Source organism: Caulobacter sp. SSI4214 (assembly GCF_012184455.1).
Taxonomy (GTDB): domain Bacteria; phylum Pseudomonadota; class Alphaproteobacteria; order Caulobacterales; family Caulobacteraceae; genus Caulobacter; species Caulobacter vibrioides_E.
The window spans coordinates 12,522-35,011 of the sequence record NZ_SZWJ01000042.1; the positions used below are offsets into that span (position 1 = coordinate 12,522).

Annotated in this window: 23 protein-coding genes and 1 other RNA gene; 18 read left to right on the forward strand and 6 right to left on the reverse strand. The window is 67.7% G+C overall.

Features of this window, described 5'->3' with window-relative positions:
- Positions 1-162: 162 nt before the first annotated feature.
- Positions 163-2,220: a S46 family peptidase gene (locus FCU40_RS13500; protein WP_241693614.1), complete on the reverse strand. Its 2,058-nt coding sequence runs from the start codon at positions 2,218-2,220 to the stop codon at positions 163-165.
- A 159-nt stretch (positions 2,221-2,379) separates the two neighbouring features.
- Here FCU40_RS13500 and FCU40_RS13505 point away from each other — a divergent pair, with 159 nt between their 5' ends.
- The 6 genes from FCU40_RS13505 to FCU40_RS13530 all read left to right on the forward strand — a co-directional run bounded on the left by FCU40_RS13505 (position 2,380) and on the right by FCU40_RS13530 (position 10,083).
- Entirely contained in the window at positions 2,380-3,579 is a 1,200-nt protein-coding gene (locus tag FCU40_RS13505) for an ABC transporter permease (protein ID WP_168075559.1), read from the forward strand.
- Positions 3,576-4,328, forward strand: coding sequence for an ABC transporter ATP-binding protein (locus FCU40_RS13510; RefSeq protein WP_168075560.1), 753 nt, complete (start codon positions 3,576-3,578; stop codon positions 4,326-4,328). The genes FCU40_RS13505 and FCU40_RS13510 overlap by 4 nt, the downstream gene beginning before the upstream one ends.
- Positions 4,329-4,348: 20 nt before the next feature.
- On the forward strand, positions 4,349-5,356 hold the full coding sequence (locus tag FCU40_RS13515) for an HlyD family efflux transporter periplasmic adaptor subunit (RefSeq protein WP_168075561.1): 1,008 nt from the start codon (positions 4,349-4,351) through the stop codon (positions 5,354-5,356).
- A 761-nt stretch (positions 5,357-6,117) separates the two neighbouring features.
- Complete coding sequence (locus tag FCU40_RS13520; RefSeq protein WP_168075562.1) at positions 6,118-6,747, forward strand: hypothetical protein; 630 nt, start codon at positions 6,118-6,120, stop codon at positions 6,745-6,747.
- A 902-nt stretch (positions 6,748-7,649) separates the two neighbouring features.
- Positions 7,650-8,555, forward strand: a complete 906-nt coding sequence (locus FCU40_RS13525) for an SDR family NAD(P)-dependent oxidoreductase (protein ID WP_168075564.1) — start codon at positions 7,650-7,652, stop codon at positions 8,553-8,555.
- Between the two features lie 229 nt (positions 8,556-8,784).
- Entirely contained in the window at positions 8,785-10,083 is a 1,299-nt protein-coding gene (locus tag FCU40_RS13530; protein ID WP_168075565.1) for an outer membrane protein transport protein, read from the forward strand.
- Positions 10,084-10,143: 60 nt separating this feature from the next.
- Here FCU40_RS13530 and FCU40_RS13535 read toward each other — a convergent pair whose 3' ends face one another.
- The 3 genes from FCU40_RS13535 to serB all read right to left on the reverse strand — a co-directional run bounded on the left by FCU40_RS13535 (position 10,144) and on the right by serB (position 12,899).
- Positions 10,144-11,241: an Mrp/NBP35 family ATP-binding protein gene (locus tag FCU40_RS13535; protein ID WP_168075566.1), complete on the reverse strand. Its 1,098-nt coding sequence runs from the start codon at positions 11,239-11,241 to the stop codon at positions 10,144-10,146.
- Positions 11,242-11,331: 90 nt separating this feature from the next.
- Entirely contained in the window at positions 11,332-12,009 is a 678-nt protein-coding gene (locus FCU40_RS13540; RefSeq protein ID WP_168075567.1) for an HAD family phosphatase, read from the reverse strand.
- A complete protein-coding gene (serB, locus tag FCU40_RS13545; protein WP_035017740.1) occupies positions 12,006-12,899 on the reverse strand; it encodes a phosphoserine phosphatase SerB in 894 nt (297 codons plus the stop codon). The genes FCU40_RS13540 and serB overlap by 4 nt, the downstream gene beginning before the upstream one ends.
- Between serB and miaA the strand changes: the two genes are divergently transcribed.
- Positions 12,880-13,788 carry a tRNA (adenosine(37)-N6)-dimethylallyltransferase MiaA gene (miaA, locus tag FCU40_RS13550; protein WP_004624123.1) on the forward strand — a complete coding sequence of 303 codons (909 nt, stop codon included), beginning with the start codon at positions 12,880-12,882 and terminating at the stop codon, positions 13,786-13,788. The genes serB and miaA overlap by 20 nt on opposite strands.
- On the opposite strand, the gene FCU40_RS13555 is transcribed toward miaA, so the two are convergent.
- Positions 13,775-14,320: a hypothetical protein gene (locus FCU40_RS13555; RefSeq protein ID WP_168075568.1), complete on the reverse strand. Its 546-nt coding sequence runs from the start codon at positions 14,318-14,320 to the stop codon at positions 13,775-13,777. The genes miaA and FCU40_RS13555 overlap by 14 nt on opposite strands.
- An 89-nt stretch (positions 14,321-14,409) precedes the next feature.
- Here FCU40_RS13555 and FCU40_RS13560 point away from each other — a divergent pair, with 89 nt between their 5' ends.
- The 5 genes from FCU40_RS13560 (at position 14,410) to FCU40_RS13575 (ending at position 18,505) form a co-directional block, all read left to right on the forward strand.
- The gene (locus tag FCU40_RS13560; protein WP_168075569.1) at positions 14,410-14,883 is read left to right on the forward strand and encodes a CinA family protein; all 474 of its coding nucleotides are present in this window, start codon (positions 14,410-14,412) and stop codon (positions 14,881-14,883) included.
- Between the two features lie 206 nt (positions 14,884-15,089).
- A complete protein-coding gene (locus FCU40_RS23105) occupies positions 15,090-15,137 on the forward strand; it encodes a hypothetical protein (RefSeq protein WP_175582080.1) in 48 nt (15 codons plus the stop codon).
- A gap of 99 nt (positions 15,138-15,236) precedes the next feature.
- On the forward strand, positions 15,237-17,042 hold the full coding sequence (locus FCU40_RS13565; protein WP_168075571.1) for an acetolactate synthase 3 large subunit: 1,806 nt from the start codon (positions 15,237-15,239) through the stop codon (positions 17,040-17,042).
- A gap of 26 nt (positions 17,043-17,068) precedes the next feature.
- Positions 17,069-17,626, forward strand: coding sequence for an acetolactate synthase small subunit (gene ilvN, locus FCU40_RS13570; RefSeq protein WP_168075575.1), 558 nt, complete (start codon positions 17,069-17,071; stop codon positions 17,624-17,626).
- A 12-nt stretch (positions 17,627-17,638) separates the two neighbouring features.
- Positions 17,639-18,505 carry a hypothetical protein gene (locus FCU40_RS13575; protein ID WP_168075576.1) on the forward strand — a complete coding sequence of 289 codons (867 nt, stop codon included), beginning with the start codon at positions 17,639-17,641 and terminating at the stop codon, positions 18,503-18,505.
- On the opposite strand, the gene FCU40_RS13580 is transcribed toward FCU40_RS13575, so the two are convergent.
- A complete protein-coding gene (locus FCU40_RS13580; protein ID WP_168075577.1) occupies positions 18,453-19,361 on the reverse strand; it encodes an AraC family transcriptional regulator in 909 nt (302 codons plus the stop codon). The genes FCU40_RS13575 and FCU40_RS13580 overlap by 53 nt on opposite strands.
- Positions 19,362-19,546: 185 nt before the next feature.
- Here FCU40_RS13580 and FCU40_RS13585 point away from each other — a divergent pair, with 185 nt between their 5' ends.
- From FCU40_RS13585 to FCU40_RS13610, 6 genes are all read left to right on the forward strand, one after another.
- Positions 19,547-19,696 (forward strand): hypothetical protein, encoded by a 150-nt coding sequence (locus FCU40_RS13585; RefSeq protein ID WP_004624138.1) that lies wholly within the window; start codon positions 19,547-19,549, stop codon positions 19,694-19,696.
- On the forward strand, positions 19,693-19,977 hold the full coding sequence (locus FCU40_RS13590) for an Atu4866 domain-containing protein (protein WP_165570634.1): 285 nt from the start codon (positions 19,693-19,695) through the stop codon (positions 19,975-19,977). The genes FCU40_RS13585 and FCU40_RS13590 overlap by 4 nt, the downstream gene beginning before the upstream one ends.
- Positions 19,941-20,303, forward strand: a transfer-messenger RNA (tmRNA) gene (gene ssrA / locus FCU40_RS13595). Before FCU40_RS13590 ends, ssrA begins: the two co-directional genes overlap by 37 nt.
- A gap of 232 nt (positions 20,304-20,535) precedes the next feature.
- Positions 20,536-21,021, forward strand: coding sequence for a ClpXP protease specificity-enhancing factor SspB (locus FCU40_RS13600; RefSeq protein WP_168075578.1), 486 nt, complete (start codon positions 20,536-20,538; stop codon positions 21,019-21,021).
- Positions 21,018-21,491 carry a PaaI family thioesterase gene (locus FCU40_RS13605; protein WP_004624141.1) on the forward strand — a complete coding sequence of 158 codons (474 nt, stop codon included), beginning with the start codon at positions 21,018-21,020 and terminating at the stop codon, positions 21,489-21,491. Before FCU40_RS13600 ends, FCU40_RS13605 begins: the two co-directional genes overlap by 4 nt.
- Before the next feature lie 5 nt (positions 21,492-21,496).
- The gene (locus FCU40_RS13610; protein ID WP_168075579.1) at positions 21,497-22,264 is read left to right on the forward strand and encodes a C13 family peptidase; all 768 of its coding nucleotides are present in this window, start codon (positions 21,497-21,499) and stop codon (positions 22,262-22,264) included.
- Positions 22,265-22,490: the final 226 nt, after the last annotated feature.

Genomic DNA, 22,490 nt, shown 5'->3' on the forward strand with positions numbered 1-22,490 from the left:
CCGATGCTAGCCGCCGGCGCTAGCGCGGCGACCGTGGGCGCCGAACAGCCGACGCCCTTCGGAGGGGAGCCAGAAACGTTCCACATTTCAGCGCGTTACAGCGATGAAATATGGCGGGGTACAGATAGCCTTTCCCACTCGTCGTAGGGATGAGTCCGGGGGCTATCGCCCCATCAGTTCGTCGACCAAGCCAGCGCGGCCATAGACCTTCGAGAGGGCCTCGCCGATGGCCGCCGTCGTCAGGGCGACTGCGCGGTTGGCCGCCGCGTCGTAGCCATAGGCGCCGCCGATCGCGTGGCTATTGCCGTCGAAGATCGCGCCCATCACCCGCCCCCGCCGGTCCAGCACCGGCGAGCCCGAATTGCCGCCGACGATGTCGTTGGTGGTGACGAAGTCGAACGGGGTGTCGGGCGCCAGGGCCTTGCGCGCCGCCAGCCAGCGTGGCGGGGCCACGAACGGCGGGGCGCCGCTCGCCCGGGCGTAAAAGCCGGCGAAGGTGGTGAAGGGCTCGACCGCTCGACCGCGCTCGCGCCAGCCCGCCACGCGGCCGTAGGACAGCCGCAGGGTGAAGGTGGCGTCCGGATAGATCTGGTCGCCCAGCAGAGCCAGGCGCGCGCCGGCGATGGCCTCGGCGGCGGCGTCCACGGGTCCGGAGACCTTGGCCTCGTAGGCGGCGCGGGCCGCGCGCGCCATGCCGTCGATCCTCAGCACGAAGGCGATCAGCGGGTCATCGGAAGCCTCGACCGCCGCGCGACCGCCGGCCCACAGTTCGGCGCGGAAGGCCGGATCGACCAGTCGGGTCTCCGCGAGCGCGCGCGCCAGGTTTTCGGGACTGTCGCCGCCCAGCAGCGCCTTGACGCGGGGGTCGTCGACGCCCAGCGCCTCGCGGGTCTTCAGCAGCCAGTGCTCCAGATAGAGGCGTTCGAGGGCGAGATCGCGCGGCGGGGCGTCCAGCAGCCGGCGCTCGATCCGCGGCAGGCGAGCGTCGCCGTATTCGGGCAGGCGCTCGGCATCGGGCTTGTCGCGCTCCAGCGCCGCCCGGACCAGAAGCCGCGCGTCGTAGAACAGGTCCGAGCCGCCGGGGCCGTTTTCCAACTGCCGATAGGCCGGATAGAGATCGCGCGCCGCGTCCTGCGCGTCGGCGATGCGGTCCCAGGCCTCGCCCGCCGTGGCCGCCAGGGCCGGATCGGCGGCGACCCCGGCCTTGAGGGCGTCCTCCTCGGCCCGCTTGCCGGCCATGAAGGCGCGGTCGTTCAGCAGCGCCATCCGCCCCCGGCCGATCTTCACGCCATTCTCGACCCAGGCCAGGGCCTGGGCGGCGCCGCGGGCGCGGTCTGGATCGTCGGCCCGAAACTGCAAGAGCCGGCCGCGCAGCTCCAGCCGCTGCGCCTGGGCGAGAGGCTGGACGAGATCGCGCTGGGTTTCCAGCTGAGCGACCGTCAGCTGGCGCTCGGTCGAACCGGGATTGCCGACGACGAAGCTGGCCTCGCCCTCGGCCGGCGGGGTCGAGCGCCAGGGCAGGAAGACCGGCGTCGCGGCCGGCGCCTCGTCGACATAGAGCCGCAGGAACGCCACGTCGAAGGCGAAGCGCGGGAAGTTGAAATTGTCCGGGTCTCCGCCGAAGGCCGCCACCGCCGCCTCGGGCGCGAACACCAGCCGCACGTCGTTGTAGCGGCGGTACTTGTAGACCTTGTATTGCCCGCCCCGGAAGAAGCTCACGGCCTGGCAGCGCAGCGTCCGGTCCTGGCCGCAAGCCGCCAGCTCGGCCAGGGCCAGCGCCCCTTCGCGCGCCCGGACATAGGCCTCGCCGTCCTTGCCTTGGACGCTGGCCCGCACCTGATCGGTGACGTCGGTGATGGTCAGAAGCGCCTCGGCTTGCAGACCCGCGCACCGTTCCTCCCGTTCGCGCGCGTCGGTCAGATAGGCGTCCTCGCCGCCGCCGGAGAGGGTCTGGACGCAGTCGGCCACGCAGTGGGCGTTGGTCATGACCAGGCCCTGGCCGCTGACGATCCCCCCCGAGCATCCGTTGGTCAGCCGCACGGCCGAGGCGCGGGCCGCGTCCAGCCAGGCCGCGTCGAGCCGCGCGCCGGTCGCCGCCGCGATCCGGTCGATCGGCGGGGCGTCGAAGGTCCACATGCCCTCGTCGGCCCGCGCCTCGCCGCGCGCGGCCAACAGCAGGGCCGCGCCGAACGCGGCAAGAGACGAGAAGGATCGCTGCACGACCAAGCCGCTTAGCGTCCGGATCGAGACCGAACCAGCCCTCGTTCGCGCCCGGGCGCGAATATTTCATCGCGGAAACGTCTGTTACCCCGATTTAACTTGGCCGCTGGACGATCGGCGTTCATTCCTCAACCGTCGATTGGGGGAGCGGGAGTCCGCATGTCGTTGGCCTTGGCCACTCTGCTGTACGAGTGGCGTCGTTACATGGCGGCCGTGGTCGCCCTGGCCTTCTCGGGCCTGCTGGTGCTGGCCCAGGTCGGCATCTTCGTCGGCATCGGCAAGGGCTTCACGGCCCAGATCGACCGCGCCAGCGCGGACATCATGGTGCTGGCGCCGGGCGCCAAGGCGTTGTTCAGCGGTCCGCAAGGCTTGCCGCGCCGCTTCATCCCACTGGTCTACAGCCACCCGGAAGTGACCCAGGTCGCGCCGCTCGACTTCTCCGGCGGCCGCTTCCAGAACATCCTGACGCCCGAACAGCAGGTCAAGGCCCAGGCGGCCGCCAAGAAGGGCGGCAAGGGCGGCGGCCCCGGCGGCGGGACCCGCAAGAGCGAGTTCGTCAACCTGACGGTCATCGACGCCATCCCCGGCTACGTCACCGTGCCGACGGATTATAGCCCGTCGATGATCGAGGCCCTGCGCCGGCCCTTCGCCGTGGCGGTGGACGACACGGCCTTGAAGCGCCTGGGCGTCAAGAAGGGCGACAAGGCCCTCTACAACGGCAAGACCATCTATGTCGCCGTCGTCACCCACGGCTATCCCAACATCATCCAGCCCATGCTGGTCGTCTCGCGCGACACCCTGCGGATGCTGGGCGAGGCCGACACCGGCCAGCGCGTCGGCCCGCTGATGGTCAAGATCAGCGACCCGTCGCGCGCCGAGATCGTGGCGGCCCAGCTGAACAAGAAGGGCGAAGGCAAGTTCCGCGCCTGGACCCGCCAGGAACTGGCCGACGCCAACGCCAGCTCGATGCTGGACGACCAGATCATCGGCATCATCCTGGGCTTCTCGGCCTTCCTGGGCCTCCTGATCGGCGTGATCATCACCTGGCAGACCCTGCGCGGGGCGATCATGGCCAACATCAAGGAGTTCGCTTCCTTGCGCGCCCTGGGCGTCTCGATGGGCGACCTGCGCAACATCGTGCTGGAGCTGTCGTTCTGGGTCGGCATCGTCGGCGTGCTGGCCGCGGGCCTCTTGACCTGGGTGGTGTCGCTGGTCGCCGCCGCCGGCGGGGTGCCGATGGCCTTCCCGCCCCTGCTGATCGTCGTCGTCGCGATCTTCCTGATCGTCATCGCCATGCTGTCGGGCTTCCTGTCGCTCGGCGTCCTCAAGAACAGCCAACCGGCGGACCTGCTGCGATGAGCTCTGGAGACAACGCCCACAAGCGCGGCGAGACCGCCCTCAAGGCCACCCATCTGGTCAAGCGCTTCAAGACCGGCCGCAGCTATATCGAGGTGCTCAAGGGCGTCGACTTCGACGCCAAGCACGGCGACGTGACCATGGTCATGGGCCCCTCGGGCTCGGGCAAGTCGACCCTGGTGGCCGCGCTCTCGGGCCTGCTCAAGCCCGACGAGGGCAAGGTCTCGGCGCTGGAGGCCAGCGACCTGTGGAGCCTGTCGAACGGCAAGATCGACAAGTTCCGCCTCGACCACTGCGGCTTCATCTTCCAGGGCTTCAACCTGTTCCCGGCGTTGAGCGCCAAGCAGCAGGTGATGACCGCGCTGAAGTACCAGGGCGTGGGCAAGGGCGAGGCCGCCCGCCGCGCCCAGGCGGCGCTGGAGTCGGTGGGCCTGGGCGCCCGCGTCAACCAGCGCCCCTCGGAACTGTCGGGCGGCGAGAAGCAGCGCGTGGCCATCGCCCGCGCCCTGGCCAAGAACCCGAACCTGATCTTCGCCGACGAGCCGACCTCGGCCCTCGACGGCGAGAACGGCCAGATCGTCATCCGCCTGCTGCGCGAGGCCGCCTCGGTGCGCGGGGCGGCGGTGATCTGCGTGACCCACGACCCGCGGCTCGAGGCCTATGCCGACCGCGTCATCCACATCGAGGACGGACGGATCCTGGACGACGTGCGCCGCACGCCCGACGCCGATCCCGCGCCGTTCAGCCACTGATTTCCTGGGGAACCCGACCTATGCCCGGCTTTCTGCGCCGACCCGCCTTCTGGATCGTCATCGTCGTCGTCGCCCTGATCGGCGGCGGCTTCTTCTACATGAAGGGCCAGGCGGCCACGAAGAAGAAGCAGCTCGAAACCGCCGCCGCCCAGGAGGAGCCCTCCCCCTACGCCGCCATCGCCCAGGGCAAGGCCGACGTCGAGGGCGGCGTGATCCAGGTGGCCGCCCGCCGCCAGGGCATCGTCCGCGAGGTCTATGTCCAGGAAGGCGACATGGTGAAGGCCGGCCAGCCGCTGGCCAAGCAGGAGGACGACGACGTCCGCCTGGCCGCCCAGACCGCCTCGGCCGCGCTGGAGAACGCCCGCGCCCAGCTGGCGCTCTATCAGGTGCAGCTGCGCACCGCCCAGCGCGAGCAGAAGCGCCTGCAGGCCCTGGCCGCCTCGAACTTCGTCGCCGCCCAGCGGCTGGACAACGCCGCCGACCAGATCGCCCAGGCCAACGCCAATATCGGCGCCCAGCAGGCCGCGATCAGCGTCGCCAACGCCCAGCTGGCCCAGGCCCGCTACAACCAGGAACTGACCGTCATCCGCGCCCCGGCCGACGGCCGCATCGCCCGCCGCTACGCCAATCCCGGCGCCGGCGCCTCGACCCTGAATGTCACGGCGATGTTCGACCTCGAGCCCAACACCAACCGCATCGTCCGCGCCGAGATCGTCGAGGCCGACCTGCCCAATATCAGCGTGGGCCAGGAGATCGAGATCCAGCCCGAAAGCAGCCCCGACAAGGCCTATGTCGGCAAGGTCCTGCGCCGCGCCGCCGTCTTCGGCGCCCGCAAGCTGGCCTCCGACGACCCCAGCCAGCGCAGCGACGAGCGCGTCGTCGAGGTCGTGGTCAGCGCCGACGGCGCCCCGCTGCTGGTCGGCCAGCGCGTCCTGGTCAAGTTCATGAAGCCCGGCCAGAAGGCGGGCGTGAAGCGGGACAAGCCGACCGCGCCGGTGGCTGGGGGGATGACGAAGAAGAAGGTTTAGGGGCGGCGCGTTACAAATCCTCGTTTGTAACGGGGTTTGTAATGGGGCGGACGCGCCGTTCGTGCCGCGTCTGGGCGACGCCGAACGCCTGATCACGGCCGCGGCCGGATCGATGGAGCAGGCTTCCAACTAGGCGGCGACGTCGGACGTCGCTAAGCGAGGTCGCGCCATGGCCGAGCGCGCGCTCGCCGGACCCACGCCCGCCGATCTGCGCAAGGAACGTCTCACCACGATCTTCGAAGTCAAGCACTGCTGAGCCTCGCGCAGTGACGGTTGAGGCCCGCGCTCAACGGTCATCGGCGCTGCTCTCGAACATGCTCGCCGCCTTGTCCTCGGGGGGGGGGGCGCCGAGGGTGGCGGACCACTGACGATACTGGCTTTGCGGGGCGTAACGCCAGTTCAACCGCGCGCCTGGATGGCGGGATTGTGGCGTTATTGCGCTGCCAAGGCGTCTTGATTGAAATATTTCTCAATCTAAGGGTTATTATTTGTTCGCTTGCGCTCCCCGATTTCGGGTAATGAGGCAAGGGCGATGTGGCGTGCAGGTGGAGTTTAAAGCGTGTCGGGTTGTGCTCGGAATCGATCGCACGCGCGACCCTATTTCGGGTGCGTTCCAGCTATGTCGCGCGTGCTGGTGGAGTCGCCGTGCGAGTTCATCGTCGCGTTTTGTGGCGGCAAGATGCTGCCCACACTGGCGCGTTGGCGGGGCGCGGACGAGTGAGGCGGTAGTGAAAATGCATTCCATTCCGCGGCGTAACGCTTTGCTGCTGTTATCGGGCTTGGGGGCGGGGGCATTGTTTGGCTGTGATCTTCGTCTCAGAAATTTTAAATATAAACTGAGCGTCGAGATCGAAGTGTCCGGAAAGAGGTACCTCGGACATGGCGTAAGGCAAATATATCAGAATCATGTCTCTGCATGGCCAGATCAAACTTCAATTATTAATACATATGTTAGTGGGGAAGCGTTCTGGATTGATGTCGATCATGGGCCATCGCTATTCCTATTGTTGAAAGACCACAGGCCTGGCGTAAATTCGGTCTGGAATCCAATACGTTACCTTTTTTCTGAAGAGGGTGGCGCCGCCAGATCTCTTGGCGACGGAAAGATTGTTCACCTGAAGCCCGAATATTTGCCTGGACTTCTGGTATTTGGAAACATAAGCGACAGCTCAAGCGCTATATTAATTCATCCAGAAAATATAAAAGATGTATATGGACGCGATGCAAGAATTATAAGTTCTGAACTTTCAATAACTAATTCCCCTTTAACTAGGGGCATAAAAGATAAAATTCCATGGATCGATAATTTCAAGCCAAAAATGTTTATTGAGGGTCCAGTGACCTATGATCCTGAACGCTATCAATTCAACTATAGAGACTTTGTGAGCTGAAGTTGTTTGCGCCATTTGGGTCGGGGTTTGGAGTGGCCGCGCCGCAAGGGGTGCCGACGACTTTATCGCCCGATCCGCTGGATGAGAGCGCGGCCGCCCCAAGGCTCATGGCCAGGCAATGGCCGATTGAGCTTGGCCGTGGAACGCCGGCGTGAGGGACGCGCCAAACGTCTAGTTGCTGGAGCTCCGCCAATGTCCGCCATTGGCGCATCAAAGCCTTCGGCCGCCCCTGCAACCGTCGCCCCCTGGCCTACATCCGTTTCCTCACGGGGATTGAGCCTCGCTCGTCCTCGGAATTCGCGACACGAAAATCAATCCGATCAACACCTTGTCGATTTTACACCCCCGCCAATCCTCGGCGTTCAGCGCCGCGCCATAATCCTAGCCATCCCCGTCGCGGGGGAGGGCGTTTGGATCCGGCCCAAAACGGCGGCGGGGCTAGGTTGAGCGGGGCCGCGTGGTCTCGAAGCGGTTTCGACCGGGGTCTGTTCGTTGGATAGATCCGGGATCTCGGAAGAGGCCGTGGAGGGGTGAGCGCGGAGCGACAGGGCGGTGATCGTACAAGCCGCCTATCGTGGATCGTCGGGCTGGGTCCGGATGTAGCCGTCCCAGTTGGTCCGCGCCCGTCCGGGGGCTAGTGGGGACCCGAGCTGAAATACGCTCACGCCTCCCATCCTCACGGGCAAGAACAGCCTGGCGGAGCGGACTCGCGAGCCGAAACACAACAAACCCTACGGTCTCCGGGTTCGCCCGGCCGCTCCGTCGCCTCCCCACACGCCTTCAGCGGCCGCGCCGCGTGAAGTCGAAAGCGCGCGCGGGCAAAAGACGGCTCCCCTTGACCTGCCCTCTCCCGCGCCGCACAACACCGCCGAACCAAACACGCGTTTGAGGGAGACTTCGGCATGGCGGACATCCGCTTCGACGGCAAGGTGGCGATCGTGACGGGCGCCGGCGGCGGCCTGGGACGGCAGCACGCTCTGGAGCTGGCCCGCCGGGGCGCCAAGGTCGTGGTCAACGACCTGGGCGGCAGCGTCGATGGCTCGGGCGGCTCGTCCGAGGCGGCCCAGAAGGTGGTCGAGGAGATCAAGGCCTTCGGCGGCGAGGCCATCGCCAACGGCTCGTCGGTGACCGACGACGCCGGCGTCGCCCACATGGTCAAGCAGGCCATGGACGCCTGGGGCCGCATCGACATCCTGATCGCCAACGCCGGCATCCTGCGCGACAAGACCCTGACCAAGATGGAGCTGGCCGACTTCGAGCTGGTCATGCAGGTGCACGTGTTCGGCACCTTCAAGCCGATCAAGGCGGTCTGGGACATCATGAAGGCCCAGAACTACGGCCGCATCGTCGTGACGACCTCGTCGTCGGGCATGTACGGCAATTTCGGCCAGAGCAACTATGGCGCGGCCAAGATGGCGGTGCTGGGCCTGATGAACACCCTCAAGCTCGAGGGCGCCAAGAACGACGTGAAGATCAACGCCATCAGCCCGGTCGCCGCCACCCGCATGACCGAGGGCCTGATGCCGCCGGAAGTGCTGGCCAAGCTGGCCCCGGAATATGTCACGCCCGGCGTCGTCTATCTGTGCTCGGAAGAGGCCCCGACCGGCGCGATCCTGACCGCCGGCGCCGGCGCCTTCGCCCTGTCGCGGATCTATGAGACCGAGGGCGTCTATCTGGGCGAAGGCGGCCTGTCGGCCGAGGAAGTGCGCGACAACTGGGATCAGATCACCGCCGAGGCCGGCCAGAAGGCCTATTTCAACGGCGGCGAGCAGGGCCAGAAGTTCTTCCGCAAGATGGCCGGCGGCTGACCCTACGGAAAGACAAGGGCGCGCCAAACAGCGGCGCTTCGCCAATATTTGACATAACAGCGATTAATACGGGGGCCTCGCGCCCCCGTTTCTTTAACAAAACCGACAAAATTCACGCGAAGGCGAATTTATAGCAACGGTCTTTGAACAGATGCGTTAAACGCGGCGCTCCTCGAGCGTCCGTGGGGCGTTCGACGGGCCTCTTCCTCCCCAAGAAGGTCGCAGTCACATGTCTCTCTCGCGTACCCGCCTCGCCGCCGGCGTCGGCCTGCTGGCGCTCGTCGCCGCCTCCCAGGCCTCCGCTTCGGCCTTCTACCTCCAGGAACAGTCGGTGCGCGGCACCGGTCGCGCCTATTCCGGCGAAGTCGCCGACAAGGGCGTCGCCAGCCTGTGGTGGAACCCCGCCTCGATCGCCGGCATCGACCGCAGCGAGGTCTATCTGGGCCTCAACGGCGTGCTGGTGCAGTCCAAGGTCTCCGACACCGGCTCGACCATCACCCGCCCGATCCCCCCGGCGGGCCTGACCACGCCGGTCGGCGGCGCCAACACCGCCCAGAAGCCGATCGAGAACGGCCTGGTGCCGAACCTGTCCGGCGCCTGGAAGGTCAACGACAAGCTGTCGCTGGGCCTGCTGGTCGCCGCGCCGTACAACTTCACCACCAAGTACAATACCGCCAGCTGGACGCGCTATGACGCGCTAAAGTCGCAGCTGCGCACGATCAACATCGACGGCGTGGTCGCCTACAAGGTCAACGACCTGATCGACCTGGGCGTCGGCTTCACGGCGATGCGCGCCAGCGCCGAGCTGACCAACGCCCTGCCCAACATCTCGCCGCTGCAGCCCGACGGCGTCCAGGCCCTGAAGGGCGACAGCTGGGCCTATGGCTACACCGTCGGCGCCCAGCTGCACCCCAGCAAGGCCCTGACGATCGGCGCCAGCTACCGCAGCAAGATCGACCAGAAGCTCAAGGGCGACGTCTCGGTCGCCGGCCTCCTGGCCCCGATCCCCGCCGCCAACAACTTCAACGTCGGCGGTCAGGCCAAGATCACCCTGCCCTGGATCGCCAATGTCGGGGCCCGCTGGGCCGTCAACGACCAGCTGACCCTGAACGGCTCGGTCAGCCGCGTGGGCTGGAGCGAGTTCGACGCCATCCGGATCGCGTTCCCCGGCGCGGCGACGACCGTTCCGCAGAACTACAAGAACGTGACGACCTACGCCGTCGGCCTCGACTACCAGGCCACGCCGAAGCTGACGCTGCGCACCGGCGTCCAGTACGATCCGACCCCGACGCCGGACATCGGCCGCACCGCCCGCGTGCCGGACGGCGACCGCATGATGTACGCGGTCGGGGCCACCTACGCGGCCACGGACAACCTGAAGCTCGACGCGGCGATCAGCTACATCAACTTCGACAAGAGCAACATCAACCGCACCGACGTGACGGCCACCGGCTCGACCGTCAACCTGCGCGGCACGGCCGAAGGCTCGGCCGTCGTGCTGTCGACCGGCGCGCGCTTCAGCTTCTAAAGCCAAGCATCACCGACGCGACGAAGCCCGTCCGGAGCGATCCGGGCGGGCTTTTCGCGTTCAGCGGATGGCGTTCCAGAGCGTCCGCGCCGCCTCGACGAAGACCTGGGCCGCCTGGCCCTTTGGCTCGGAGATCACCGCCGGGACGCCCTGGTCGCCGCCCAGGCGGACGGCGATCTCGATCGGGGCGCGGCCCAGCAGGGGTACGCCCAGCCGCTCGGCCTCGGCCACGCCGCCGCCCTCGCCGAAGATCGGGATCGGCGCGCCGGTCGAAGGATCGGCGAAGAAGGCCATGTTCTCGATGAGGCCCAGGATCGGGGTGGCGGTCTTCTCGAACATCGCCGCGGCCCGGCGGGCGTCGATCAGGGCGATCTCCTGCGGGGTCGTCACCAGCACCGCCCCGTCGATCCGCAGCTTCTGCACCAGGGTCAGCTGTACGTCGCCGGTGCCCGGCGGCAGGTCGACCACCAGCACGTCCAGCGGCTGGGCCTCCGAGCCCCAGGCCACGTCGTGGATCATCTGCCGCACCGCCGACGAGGCCATAGGCCCGCGCCAGATCATCGCCTTACCCTCGTCGACGATGAAGCCGATCGACATCACCTTGACGCCGTGGGCCTCCAGCGGCTGGAGCTTGCCGTCCTCAAACAGCGGATCGCCGTCGACGCCCATCATTCTCGGGGCCGAGGGACCGTAGATGTCGGCGTCCAGCAGGCCGACGCGCAAGCCCAGGCCGGCGAAGGCGACGGCCAGATTGGTGGAAACGGTGGACTTGCCCACCCCACCCTTGCCCGAGGCCACGGCGATCACGTGGCGGACATGGGCGGGCTTCTCGGCTTCCGGAGGCGGGACCATCCGGGCCTGGGGATCCTCGGAAATCTTGGCGCCCTTGCGCACCCGGGTCGCGCCCTCGGCGGCCTGGGCGGTCAGCACGACCTGGGCGGTTTGGATCCCCGGCAGAGCGGCCAGAGCCTTCTCGGCGGCTTCGCGGATGGGAGCGTAACGGGCCGCCTGGCTGGCCGGGACCTCCAGCATGAAGCCGGCGCGGCCGTCGCGAACGACGAGGCCCTGCACCAGGCCGGCGGCCACGAGCCCTCGCCCGCTGACCGGGTCGGCGATTTGGTCCAGCGCCGCGCGGGCGTCGTCGATGGAAAGGGTCACGGGGCGGCCTCCGGTTCGGGGCCCTGATATCCGCGCGGCCGACAGGATTTACAAGGGCGTAGCGACCCCGGTCGCGGAAGACCGATCGGGCTAAGCCAGCTCCTCGACGGACGCCTTCAGCAGATCCATCACGTGGTGCAGACTGTCAGCGATATGCACGCACTTGTCGTGCATCTCCTCGTTCGGATCGAGGATGTCGGGCACCATGATCGTCATCATGCCAGCCGCGTGGGCGGCGCGGACGCCGGGGTGGCTGTCCTCCAGCGCCAGGCAGCGGCTGGGATCGACGCCCAGGCGCCGAGCCGCTTCCAGATAGGGGTCCGGGTTGGGCTTATGCTTCTCGACGTCGTGGTGGGCGACCACCACGTGGAAGCGATGCAGCAGATTGAAACGGCCCAGATAGCGCTCGACGGCGGCGATGCCGTTCGAGGTGGCGATGCCGCGCGGCAGGCCCAGATCGTCCAGATAGTCGAGGATCTCGACCACGCCGGCCTTCAGCCGCGTCTCGGCCTCCAGCAGGTCCTCCACGTCGGCCCAGACGCGCTCGAAATAGGCCTGCACCGGGAAGTCGTCACCGTACAAGGCGCGCATCATCACGGCGCATTCCGGCGTCGTCTTACCGACCATCGCCGCATAGATCTCGCCCGTGAACTGGACGCCGAAGACGTGTCCAGCCTCGATCATCGCGGCGCGATAGACGATCTCGGTGTCCAGCAGCAGGCCGTCCATGTCGAACACGACGCCTTCGACGGTACGCGGAAAACTCAACGCCCCATCTCCACCTTGAAGAACGAGTCGGCCTTGTAGCCCTGGAAGTAAAGCAAGGCGGTCAGGTCCGCGTGGTCGACCTTGGCGTCTGCCTGGGCCGCCACGATCGGCTTGGCGCGGTAGGCGACGCCCAGGCCGGCGGCCTCGATCATCGCCAGGTCGTTGGCGCCGTCGCCGACGGCCAGGGCGTCGGCTGGAGTCAGGCCCAGCGCCGCCGTCTCTTCCCGCAGAGCGGCCAGCTTGGCCTCCTTGCCCAGGATCGGGTCGCCGACCTGACCCGTCAGCGCGCCGTCGGCCTCGATCAGGGTGTTGGCGCGGTTCAGGTGGAAGCCCGCCGCCGCCGCAACCCGGCTGGTGAAGAAGGTGAAGCCGCCAGAGACCAGGGCGCAGCGCGCGCCGTGCCGGGCCATGGTGCGGACCAGGATCTCGGCCCCCGGGTTCAGCCGGACCCGCTGATCGTAGCAGCGTTGCAGAGCGTCGACGCCGAGGCCCTTCAGCATCCCGACCCGCTCGCGCAGGGCGCCCTCGAAGGCCAACTCGCCGCGCATGGCGCGCTCGGTAATCTCCGAGACCCGATCCTTGACGCCAGCGAAGTCGGCCAGCTCGTCCAGGCACTCGACATTGATGATCGTCGAGTCCATGTCGGCGATCAGCAGCCGCTTGCGGCGGTTCTCCGCGGGCTGGATCGCGATGTCGACCGCCAGGTCCGCCAGATCGCCCCGGATCGCCGCCACCTCGCCGTCCTCGACGAAGAAGTCGGCGGCCAGCGGCCCCAGGTCGTCGCGACGGCTGGACAGCCTGGCTTCGACGCGCGAAACGGCTTGTGCGTAAGCGTCGGGGTTCGCCCCAACGATGGTGAGGACGGTCGGAATGGTGGAGAGTTCGGACATCGCGCCCCGCATCTGGCTGATCGCGGGCCCGACCGCAAGCGGCAAGTCGGCCCATGCTCTGCAATTGGCCGAATGGACCGGCGCGGAGATCGTCAACGCCGACTCCATGCAGATCTATGCGGGCCTACGCGTCCTGACCGCCGGCCCCTCCCCCGAGGAGCGCGCCAGGGCGCCGCACCACCTGTTCGAGGTCGCCGACGCCGCCGATGGCTGGTCGGTCGGCCGCTGGCTGGAAGCGGCGACCCAAGCGATCGCCGAGATCGAGGCGCGCGGCAATCCCGTCATCGTGGTCGGCGGCACGGGCCTCTATTTCCGCGCCCTGACCCATGGCCTGGCGGACGTGCCGCCGGTGCCCGAGACCCAGCGCGAGATTTCCGGCCTGCTCTACGCGGCGCGGGGCGAGGCGGAGTTCCGCGAGATCCTCAAGCCCCTCGACCCCGAAGCCGAGGCCCGCATCGAGGTCGGCGACCGCCAACGCCTGGTGCGCGCCCACGCGGTGGCGATGGCTACAGGCAAGTCCCTGACCTCGTGGCAGACCGACACCAAGCCGGCGCTGCGGCCGGGCTCCTGGGAAGGCCGCGTTCTGGATCCGCCCCGCGCCGAGCTCTACGCCCGCTGCGACGCCCGGCTGTCGGCCATGGTCGAGCAAGGCGCGTTGGACGAGGTGCGCGCCATGGAAGCGCGGGGGCTGGACCCGTCCCTGCCCGCTCTCAAGGCCGTCGGCTATCGCGAGTTCGCGGCCCACCTGCGCGGCGAGACCACGCTAGAACAGGCCCTGGACGCGGCGCGGCAGGAAACTCGCCGCTACGCCAAGCGGCAGTTGACCTGGTTCCGCAACCAGACGCCCGACTGGCCCAGGCTCTCGGGCGAAAGCGTCAGCGCTCCGTGACGGTCGCGCCCGTCCCCGTCAACTGCGGCTTGACCTCTAGCCGGTAGTCCTCGTCCAGCGTCTGATCCTTGACGCGGTCGAGGGCCGCGATGGCCCGCTCCTGGGCGGCGGCGATCGGCTTGGCCGAGAGATCGCAGACCGCGCCCGCCGGCAGATCCTCCTGTCCGCGCTCGGTGACCGTCAGCGGCTTGGTCATGGCTTCGGTGCAGCCCAGAAGGCCCGTGATCGAATAGAAGCAAATGTCGCGCTGCAGATAGGACTCGACCGTCCAGGCGCAGGGTATGGCCGAGACCGTCACACCTTCGGGCGCCGTGGCGACCGGACCAGGCTTGGCGGCGACGCGCAGGAAGATCTGCTGGTGGACCACCACCGCCTCCCGCTTGGCGGCCTTGACCAGCAGCAGTTGTCGGGCCTTCTGCGAGACCGGCACCATGCGCAGCAATTGCGGGGGCTGAGGCGCGGCAGCGGTCGCGGCCGGGGGCGTAGCGGCTTGCATCGGAAACACGAAGACCTCCAGGTTGAGCTTGACCATGTGCGCACGTTGACGCCGATCTGACGAGATGCCCGCTGGACGAAAAGATCGCGGCGGGGGATGTCGAATTCCGCAAAGAGGAGCAGCCCATGTCCGTGATCGAAGAAGTCGCCTCGCTGCTGAAGGCCCGGGGCGAGACCATCGCGGTGGCCGAGTCCTCGGCCGGCGGCCTGATCTCGGCGGCGCTTCTGAGCCAGGGCGGCGCATCGGCCTATTATCGCGGCGGGGCCATCGTCTACACGCCCAAGGCGCGCGCGGCGCTGATGGGACTTTCGCGTGAGGACATGGGCCAGCTGCGCTCGGCCAGCGAACCGTATGCGCGGTTCATGGCCGCCCACGCGCGCCAGCGGATGAACGCCACCTGGGGTCTGGCCGAGACCGGCGCCGCGGGACCGTCTGGCAACGCCTACGGCGACGCGGCTGGCCATTGCTGCCTGGCCGTCTCCGGTCCGGTGGAGCTGAGCCTGGTCATCGAGACCGGCCACGGCGATCGGGCCGTCAACATGGCAACCTTCCGCGACACGGCGCTGAAGCTGCTGCTGGACGCCCTGCGCGCGGCCTGATCTCGGCCAGAAAATCACGCGCTCGGGGTCCCAGCCGGCGCGGCCTTGCCACAAGGGAGGCGCGGCGGGAGAAAACCTGCCCCTCGGCATGGCGGTTTCCGGTCAGGTCACGCCCCTCGGGAAAGGCAGAACCTTGCGGCAATCAGCGCCTTGACGCTCTGCCAGGCGCATGTCATGACCCTTTCCGTAGCTTTGGAGCAAGACTCGTGCGCAAAACCATGACCGTACTTATGGAGCGACCGTTCGCGGGGTGACCTCGAAGTCACGTCGTAGCTCGGTCGCGCGCGCAAAGGTCCTTCGGGACCTTTTTTCTTTTCCGCCTACCTTCATCCCGCTTCCCCACGGATCGCCCCATGACCGCCCACCAGACCATCGAGAGCAAGGCTCCCGCCGAAACCACCGATCGCGCCATGACTGGCGCCGAGATCGTGGTTCGCGGCCTCGTGGATCAGGGCGTCGAGGTCCTATTCGGCTATCCGGGCGGGGCGGTCCTGCCGATCTATGACGCCCTGTTCCATGAGCCGCGCCTGCGGCACATCCTGGTCCGCCACGAGCAAGGCGCCACCCACGCGGCCGAGGGCTACGCCCGCAGCTCGGGCAAGCCGGGCGTTGTCCTGGTCACCTCGGGCCCCGGCGCGACCAACGCCATCACCGGCATCATGGACGCCCTGATGGACTCGATCCCCATGGTCGTCATCACCGGCCAGGTCCCCACCCACCTGATCGGCACCGACGCCTTCCAGGAGGCCGATACGGTCGGCATGACCCGCTCGTGCACCAAGCACAACTATCTGGTCAAAGACGTCCGCGACCTGCCGCAGATCATCCACGAGGCCTTCAAGATCGCCACCACCGGCCGTCCCGGCCCGGTGCTGATCGACATTCCCAAGGACGTCCAGTTCGCCAAGGGCGAATATCTGGGCCCGGACGAGGTCAAGTCGACCCACGCCTACGCGCCGCGGATCAAGGGCGACGCGGGGCGGATCGCCGAGGCGGTCAAGCTCATCGCCAATGCGCGCCGCCCGATCTTCTATACCGGCGGCGGCGTGATCAACGCCGGTCCCAAGGCCAGCGCGGCGCTGCGCGAATTCGCGACCCTGACCGGCGCGCCGGTCACCTCGACCCTGATGGGCCTGGGCGCCTTCCCGGCCGCCGATCCGGCCTGGCTGGGCATGTTGGGGATGCACGGCACGTTCGAGGCCAACAACGCCATGCATGACTGTGACGTCATGGTCTGCGTCGGCGCCCGCTTCGACGACCGCGTCACGGGCCGCCTCGACGCCTTCTCGCCGGGATCGAAGAAGATCCACATCGATATCGATCCGTCGTCGATCAACAAGAACGTCCGGGTCGACCTGCCGATCGTGGGCGACGCGGCTTCGGTCCTCGAGGACCTGATCGCCGCCTGGAAGGCCGCGAACCTGTCGCCGAACAAGGCCGCCCTGACCGACTGGTGGGCCCAGATCGACCAGTGGCGCGCCCGCGAGTGCCTGAAGTACCGGGCCTCGGACTCGGTCATCAAGCCGCAGTACGCGATCGAGCGCCTGTACGAACTGACCAAGGACAAGGACGTCTACATCACGACCGAGGTCGGCCAGCACCAGATGTGGGCCGCGCAGTTCTTCCGCTTCGAGGAGCCGAACCGCTGGATGACCTCCGGCGGCCTGGGCACCATGGGCTATGGCCTGCCAGCGGCCCTGGGCGCGCAGCTGGCCCATCCGAAAAGCCTGGTCGTCGACATCGCCGGCGAAGCCTCGATCCAGATGTGCATCCAGGAGCTGTCGACCGCGATCCAGTTCGATCTGCCGGTCAAGATCTTCATCCTGAACAACGAGTGGATGGGCATGGTGCGCCAGTGGCAGCAGCTGCTGCATGGCGAACGCTACAGCCACTCCTATTCCGACAGCCTGCCCGACTTCGTGAAGCTGGCCGAGGCCTATGGCGCCCACGGCATCCGCTGCTCGGACCCGGCCGATCTAGATGACAAGATCCTGGAGATGATCAACAGCGACAAGGTCGTGATCTTCGACTGCCGCGTCGAGAAGCACGAGAACTGCCTGCCGATGATCCCCTCGGGCAAGGCCCACAACGAGATGATCATGGGCGAGGTCGAGGATATCGGAAACGTCATCGGCGAGGCCGGCGCGGGGCTGGTTTAAGGCGCGGCACGGGTTAGAAACGACACATGACCAGCAACATCCAACCCGCCCCCGCCTCGGCCTACGACCTTAGCCCCACGGGCGAGCCGGAACAGTCCGCGACCTTCGCCCTGCTCGTCGATAACGAACCGGGCGTGCTGCACCGTGTCGTCGGCCTGTTCGCCGCGCGCGGCTACAATATCGAGAGCCTTACGGTCGCCGAGACCGATCGCAACGCCCATACCAGCCGCATCACGGTGGTGACGCGCGGCACGCGCCAGGTGCTGGACCAGATCGAGGCCCAGCTGAACAAGGTCGTCAATGTCCGCCGCGTGCACGACGTGACCCGCGATCCGAACGGCGTCGAACGCGAACTGGCCCTGGTCAAGGTGCGCGGCTCGGGCGTCGACCGCGTCGAGGCCCTGCGCATCGCCGAGATCTTCCGCGCCAAGCCGGTCGACACCACGCTGGAGAGCTTCGTGTTCGAGATCTCGGGCGCGCCGTCCAAGATCGACAAGTTCCTGGACCTGATGCGCCCGCTGGGCCTGGTGGAACTTTCCCGCACCGGCGTTCTTTCCATCGAGCGGGGCGTCGAGGGCATGTAGCGGAGGCGCGAGATGAGCAGCCTGGCGGGACTTATGGCCGGGCTGACGCTCGCCGCATCTCAACAGGCGCCCTCGCCGCCCCCCGATCCGGCGGCCTGGTGGACGCCGGAAACACCGCGCCCGAAGCCCGAGCAGGACCCGCTGGGCGGCCGGCGCCTGGGCCGGGCCGAACAGCCAGTCCCGATCGACAACGGCGTCGAGCCCCTGCTCTATCGGCTTTGGGGCTTGCAGCCCCTGCAAAGCCAAATCGTCCGGCGCGGCGAGTTCGTGCTCGAGGTCTGGATCCGCCCGGCGCGCGGCGTCCGCCAGGCCGTGATCCGCGTCACCCGACGCCGCGACGGCCGCGCCTTCGTGCAGGCGCGCGCGGGGCTTGGCTGCTGCACGCCAGAGATCGGCCGCCGGGTCGACATCGACGCGGAGCTGGCCGAGCCCCAAGTCGCGCTCCTCGGCGCCGTCCTTGCCGATCCGGCCTGGAGCCAGCCGCGCGCGGTGATCGTGGACTATGGCGGCGGCGCGGCGGCCGCCCTGTGCGTCGACGGCGTTTCCTGGGACGTCACTCTGCTGGTCCCCGGCCAGGCCAGGCACCTGCGTCGCGCCTGCGACGACGCCGAGGTCGGCTCGATCGCGCCCATCCTGTCCGCGGCGGTCGGCGTCGCGGCCGGTCGTGATCCGCGCTTCGACGCGGCCTTGCCGCCCGGCGCGGACTTTTCGCGGCAGGCCGCGGCCTATCAGTCGCTGATCCGCTCCGGCGGGCGCTTGATCCCCGGCGAGCACAATCGCCCGCAGCCGGCGTCGGTCCCGATCAGTCCGGACGACGCCGACGCCCTCAGGCCTCCGCCATCTGTTCCGGCTGCTCCCGCAACCGCGCCACATCCCTGAGCGGCGGCGCGCCGAACAGGCGCGCGTATTCGCGGCTGAACTGCGAGGGGCTGTCGTAGCCGACCGTATGGCCGGCCGTGGCCGCGTCGAGACGCTGGACCAGGATCAGCCGGCGCGCCTCCTGCAGGCGGAGCTGCTTCTGGTACTGCAGAGGCGACAAGGAGGTCACCGCCTTGAAATGCTGGTGCAGAGCCGAGGTGCTCATCCGCGCCTCCTCCGCCAGGACTTCGATACTGAAGGGCTGGTCGAAGTTCTTGCGGATCCAGCCGATGGCGCGATTGATCTGGCGCAGGCGACCGTCGCGGCGGGCGATCTGGGCCAGGCGCGGGCCCTGTGGGCCGGTCAGCAGGCGGTAGAGAATCTCGCGCTCGATCAGCGGGGCCATGATCGCCACGTCCTCGGGGGTGTCGAGCAGGCTGACCATCCGGCAGACGGTGTCGAACAATTGCGGCGTCATCGCGCCCACCGACATGCCGCCGACCAGCGGGGCGGCGGCGTCCAGGCGCGCGGCCAAGCCGCTTTCCATGATCATCTCGCTGATCAGGTTGGCGTCCAGGACGATGCGGAAGCTGAGATAGGGCTGCTCGGGCGAGGCCTCGATCACCTGGCCGGTCACCGGCACGTCGATCGACGACAGGAAGAAGTTGCGCTCGTCATACTCGTGGGCGGCGTCGCCGACGATGACACGCTTGCGGCCTTGCGCCAGCACACAGAAGGCCGGGTCGTGCAGGGCGTGCGATGGCTCGCTGGGCGCGTGCAGGCGGTATAGGTTTACCCTGGGGCAGCAGGTATCGACCGGGCCTTCGCCCGGCGCGAATCGTTCAATCAAGGCCGCCAGCGCCTCGCGCGTGCTCATCGAATTTTCCTTCTCGGCGCGGGGTTAGTTATAAGCCTTGCACGATCCTCCGTCACGCGACCACGTTCGCTTCCGGAGGATCGTGCAATCATGGCGGAGCATCGGTCTACCGCCTGGACCGGCGAGCGGTCATAGTGACCTCATTCCGCACCCCGACGCGGCAAACCCCAAAATTCGAGCTCGTGATGAGACGCAACGCGCCCCGTGGCGGCGCGACGGCTCCGCGTTGGTTCGTCGCCGCCCTGCTGGGCGGGGCGGCCGCGCTGACCGCCGCGAGCGCCGTGCTCCCGCTCCCGCATACGCCCGTCCAGACCGCCTGGAGCCCCGCCCGATGATGATCAACGCCCCCGTGCTGCCCCACATTCCCGTCTCCGGCGTCTGGACCTCGCCGGACGGCCATATCTGCCTCGAACTGCGCGCCGACGGTCGCTTCGTCGAAACCCGCGAAGGCCTCCCGGAGGTCTTTACCGGCGTCTACGTGCTGGTGGGCGAAACCCTGAAGCTGTTCGAGGACCACGGCGCCGTGGTCAGCGGCAAGCTGTCCAACGGTCGCCTAAGCCTGGGGATCGTCGAGCGTCCGGCCTTCCATGCCGACCGCGAAGCCCCTATATTGTGATTGTCCGGCTTCGGCCGAACTATGGGGATAAACGCGCACGTAATAAGCGGACTGGACCCGGGTGCGATTCCCGGCGGCTCCACCAATCTCTCCCAAGTTATCATGGGACCGTATGGGGCCGATCAGCATCGACAGACGTGTAAAGGTGTAGCTTTCTCTCGGCCTGACCCACCGTTTCGGGTCTTTATCTAAATGCGAACGATAACTTCGCTGAAGAGTTCGCCGTCGCCGCGTAATGCGGCGCCGTTGAATTCGCCTCTTAAGTCCTAGGGGTTCAGATCCCTAGGCGGGGCCCGGAGGGAGCCTGCCAACAGAATCCCTCCACTTTCCACGACATCGCCGAGGCTCCCTCCTCTTTTCTGCTTGGAGGAATGGGGGAGCCCGCCAACAGAATCCCTCCACTTTCCACGACATCGCCGAGGCTCCCTCCGCGTTTTCGCCGAAGGAACGCGGGAGAAGACGGCGGGACCGGATTCGACCGTCACACGGCTTTGCGGCGCGCCGTCGACAGGTTACGCTCGCGCTCCCTTTCGTTCGAAGTACCGACTCTCAAAGCGCATGTCCCAGACCCCACCGCCCGAAGACCTCATGCAGTACGAGGCCATGGCCCAGGACGCCCTGCGCGGCGTGGTCAAGGCGGCCTTGAAGAAGGCCGCCGCGCCCGGCGGCCTGCCCGAACCGCATCACCTCTACATCACCTTCAAGACCAAGGCGGCCGGCGTCTCGGGTCCGCAGGATCTGTTGAGCAAGTACCCGGACGAGATGACGATCGTCCTGCAGCATCAGTACTGGGACCTGGCGCCGGGCGAGACCTTTTTCTCGGTGACGCTGAAGTTCGGCGGCCAGCCCAAGCGCCTGTCGGTGCCCTACGCGGCCGTGACGCGCTTCTACGATCCTTCGGTGCAGTTCGCCCTGCAGTTCGCGCCGCCGGAAATCGTCGAGGACGAGCCCGAGCCGGAGCCCGAGGCCGAAGCCAAACCGGCGCTCCCGGCCGGCGAGGAAGGTCCGAAAATCGTCTCGCTGGACCAGTTCCGCAAGAAATGAGCGACGTCGCCGCCGACGAGCCTCAGAGCCTGACGGACGAGGCGATCCTCGCCCGGTTCCGCGCGTCCAAGAACCAGCCGACCGGATCCCAGACCCTGGGCTTCGAACTTTTGGCCGTTCGCCAGGCCGACCGCGAGGTCGAGGTGGCCTTCACGGCGCGGGCGGAACTGCTCTGCAATCCCATGGGCCAGATCCAGGGCGGCTATGTCTGCGCCATGCTGGACGAGGCCATGTCGGTGGCCGGCATGATCACCTCGGGCATGACCCACGTCGTGCCGACGCTGGAAATGAAGACCAGCTTCCTGCGGCCGGCCATGCCCGGACGGCTGCGCGGCGTCGGCCGCGTGGTGAAGTGGGGCCGCACGATCTGCTTCACCGAGGGCGAACTCTACGACGCCGAGAATCGCCTGGTAGCCAAGGCCAGCGGCACGGCCATGCCCACGCCGTTCGCCAAGTTCAAGAAGCCCTGACGGCCATGCGCGGCGCGGCGGCGGTCATCGGACTTCTGGCGCTTTTGATCTTCTCGCCGGCGGCCAGGGCGAGCCCGTTCTCGAACTGGACGGCCGTCGTGGTGGCCGGCGACGCCCATGCCCATTCCGGCGGACCGACCGAGGCCTTCGACAACGCCCGGCGAGACGTTTCCAAGACCCTGGTCGCTCTGGGTTTCGACAAGGCGGACATCCAGCAGTTTTCGACGCGCCCCAAGCGCTATCCCGCCGACGCGCCCGGCCGGTCGGACGCCGAGACCATCTCCCTGGCCCTGCGCACCAAGGCCCAGACCGCCAAGGCGGGCTGTCTCTTCTACCTCAGCTCGCACGGCGGACCCGAAGGGGCGATTCTCGGCCAGGAGTTGCTGCGCCCGCAACGCTTGGCGGCGATGCTGAACGACGCCTGTCCCGATCGCCCCTCCATCGTGGTGATCTCCGCCTGTTTTTCGGGCGTCTTCATTCCGCCGTTGCAGCGCGGCGACCGCCTGATCCTGACCGCCGCGCGGCCGGACCGCGCGTCTTTCGGCTGCGGCGAGAGCGATCGATATCCCTATTTCGACGATTGTTTCCTAGCCTCGGCGTCCCAGGCGCATGACTTCGCGGCCTTGGGGACGGCCACGCAGGCCTGCGTGGCGCGCAAGGAGACGGAGACCGGCGCCGAGCCCGCCTCCGAGCCGCAGATGTGGATCGGCCCCGCCTTGCGCCCGCTGCTTCCGCTGTATGGGTTCAATCACGCCCCACCGAAAACCCCTTAGGCGGCGATCGGGTTTGACCCTGGCGATCAGCACGCTACACAAACCCTAGAAGTTTCCGCTTCACCCAGGGGACATCGTTGACGTCGCGCGTTTCGCCCGCGGCCGCCCTCGCGGCGGCCTTCATGGCTATTTGGTCGGCCCTTGGATCGGACGCGCGAGCGCAGGAGGCCACACCGCCCGCCACCGCCGCGCCGGCGGCTGCTGGACCGACCGGGGGGCCCCGTCC

Bases quoted from the DNA above. Each gene is read 5' to 3' on its own strand.
- FCU40_RS13585 (WP_004624138.1), top strand. From the start codon at position 19,547: ATGAGACGCAACGCGCCCCGTGGCGGCGCGACGGCTCCGCGTTGGTTC.
- ilvN (WP_168075575.1), top strand. From the start codon at position 17,069: ATGACCAGCAACATCCAACCCGCCCCCGCCTCGGCCTACGACCTTAGC.
- FCU40_RS13610 (WP_168075579.1), top strand. From the start codon at position 21,497: ATGCGCGGCGCGGCGGCGGTCATCGGACTTCTGGCGCTTTTGATCTTC.
- FCU40_RS13555 (WP_168075568.1), bottom strand. From the start codon at position 14,320: ATGGTCAAGCTCAACCTGGAGGTCTTCGTGTTTCCGATGCAAGCCGCT.
- FCU40_RS13565 (WP_168075571.1), top strand. From the start codon at position 15,237: ATGACCGCCCACCAGACCATCGAGAGCAAGGCTCCCGCCGAAACCACC.
- FCU40_RS13530 (WP_168075565.1), top strand. From the start codon at position 8,785: ATGTCTCTCTCGCGTACCCGCCTCGCCGCCGGCGTCGGCCTGCTGGCG.
- FCU40_RS13510 (WP_168075560.1), top strand. From the start codon at position 3,576: ATGAGCTCTGGAGACAACGCCCACAAGCGCGGCGAGACCGCCCTCAAG.
- FCU40_RS13605 (WP_004624141.1), top strand. From the start codon at position 21,018: ATGAGCGACGTCGCCGCCGACGAGCCTCAGAGCCTGACGGACGAGGCG.
- FCU40_RS13575 (WP_168075576.1), top strand. From the start codon at position 17,639: ATGAGCAGCCTGGCGGGACTTATGGCCGGGCTGACGCTCGCCGCATCT.
- FCU40_RS13515 (WP_168075561.1), top strand. From the start codon at position 4,349: ATGCCCGGCTTTCTGCGCCGACCCGCCTTCTGGATCGTCATCGTCGTC.
- miaA (WP_004624123.1), top strand. From the start codon at position 12,880: ATGGTGGAGAGTTCGGACATCGCGCCCCGCATCTGGCTGATCGCGGGC.
- serB (WP_035017740.1), bottom strand. From the start codon at position 12,899: ATGTCCGAACTCTCCACCATTCCGACCGTCCTCACCATCGTTGGGGCG.
- FCU40_RS13580 (WP_168075577.1), bottom strand. From the start codon at position 19,361: ATGAGCACGCGCGAGGCGCTGGCGGCCTTGATTGAACGATTCGCGCCG.
- FCU40_RS13505 (WP_168075559.1), top strand. From the start codon at position 2,380: ATGTCGTTGGCCTTGGCCACTCTGCTGTACGAGTGGCGTCGTTACATG.
- FCU40_RS13590 (WP_165570634.1), top strand. From the start codon at position 19,693: ATGATGATCAACGCCCCCGTGCTGCCCCACATTCCCGTCTCCGGCGTC.
- FCU40_RS13525 (WP_168075564.1), top strand. From the start codon at position 7,650: ATGGCGGACATCCGCTTCGACGGCAAGGTGGCGATCGTGACGGGCGCC.
- FCU40_RS13600 (WP_168075578.1), top strand. From the start codon at position 20,536: ATGTCCCAGACCCCACCGCCCGAAGACCTCATGCAGTACGAGGCCATG.
- FCU40_RS13560 (WP_168075569.1), top strand. From the start codon at position 14,410: ATGTCCGTGATCGAAGAAGTCGCCTCGCTGCTGAAGGCCCGGGGCGAG.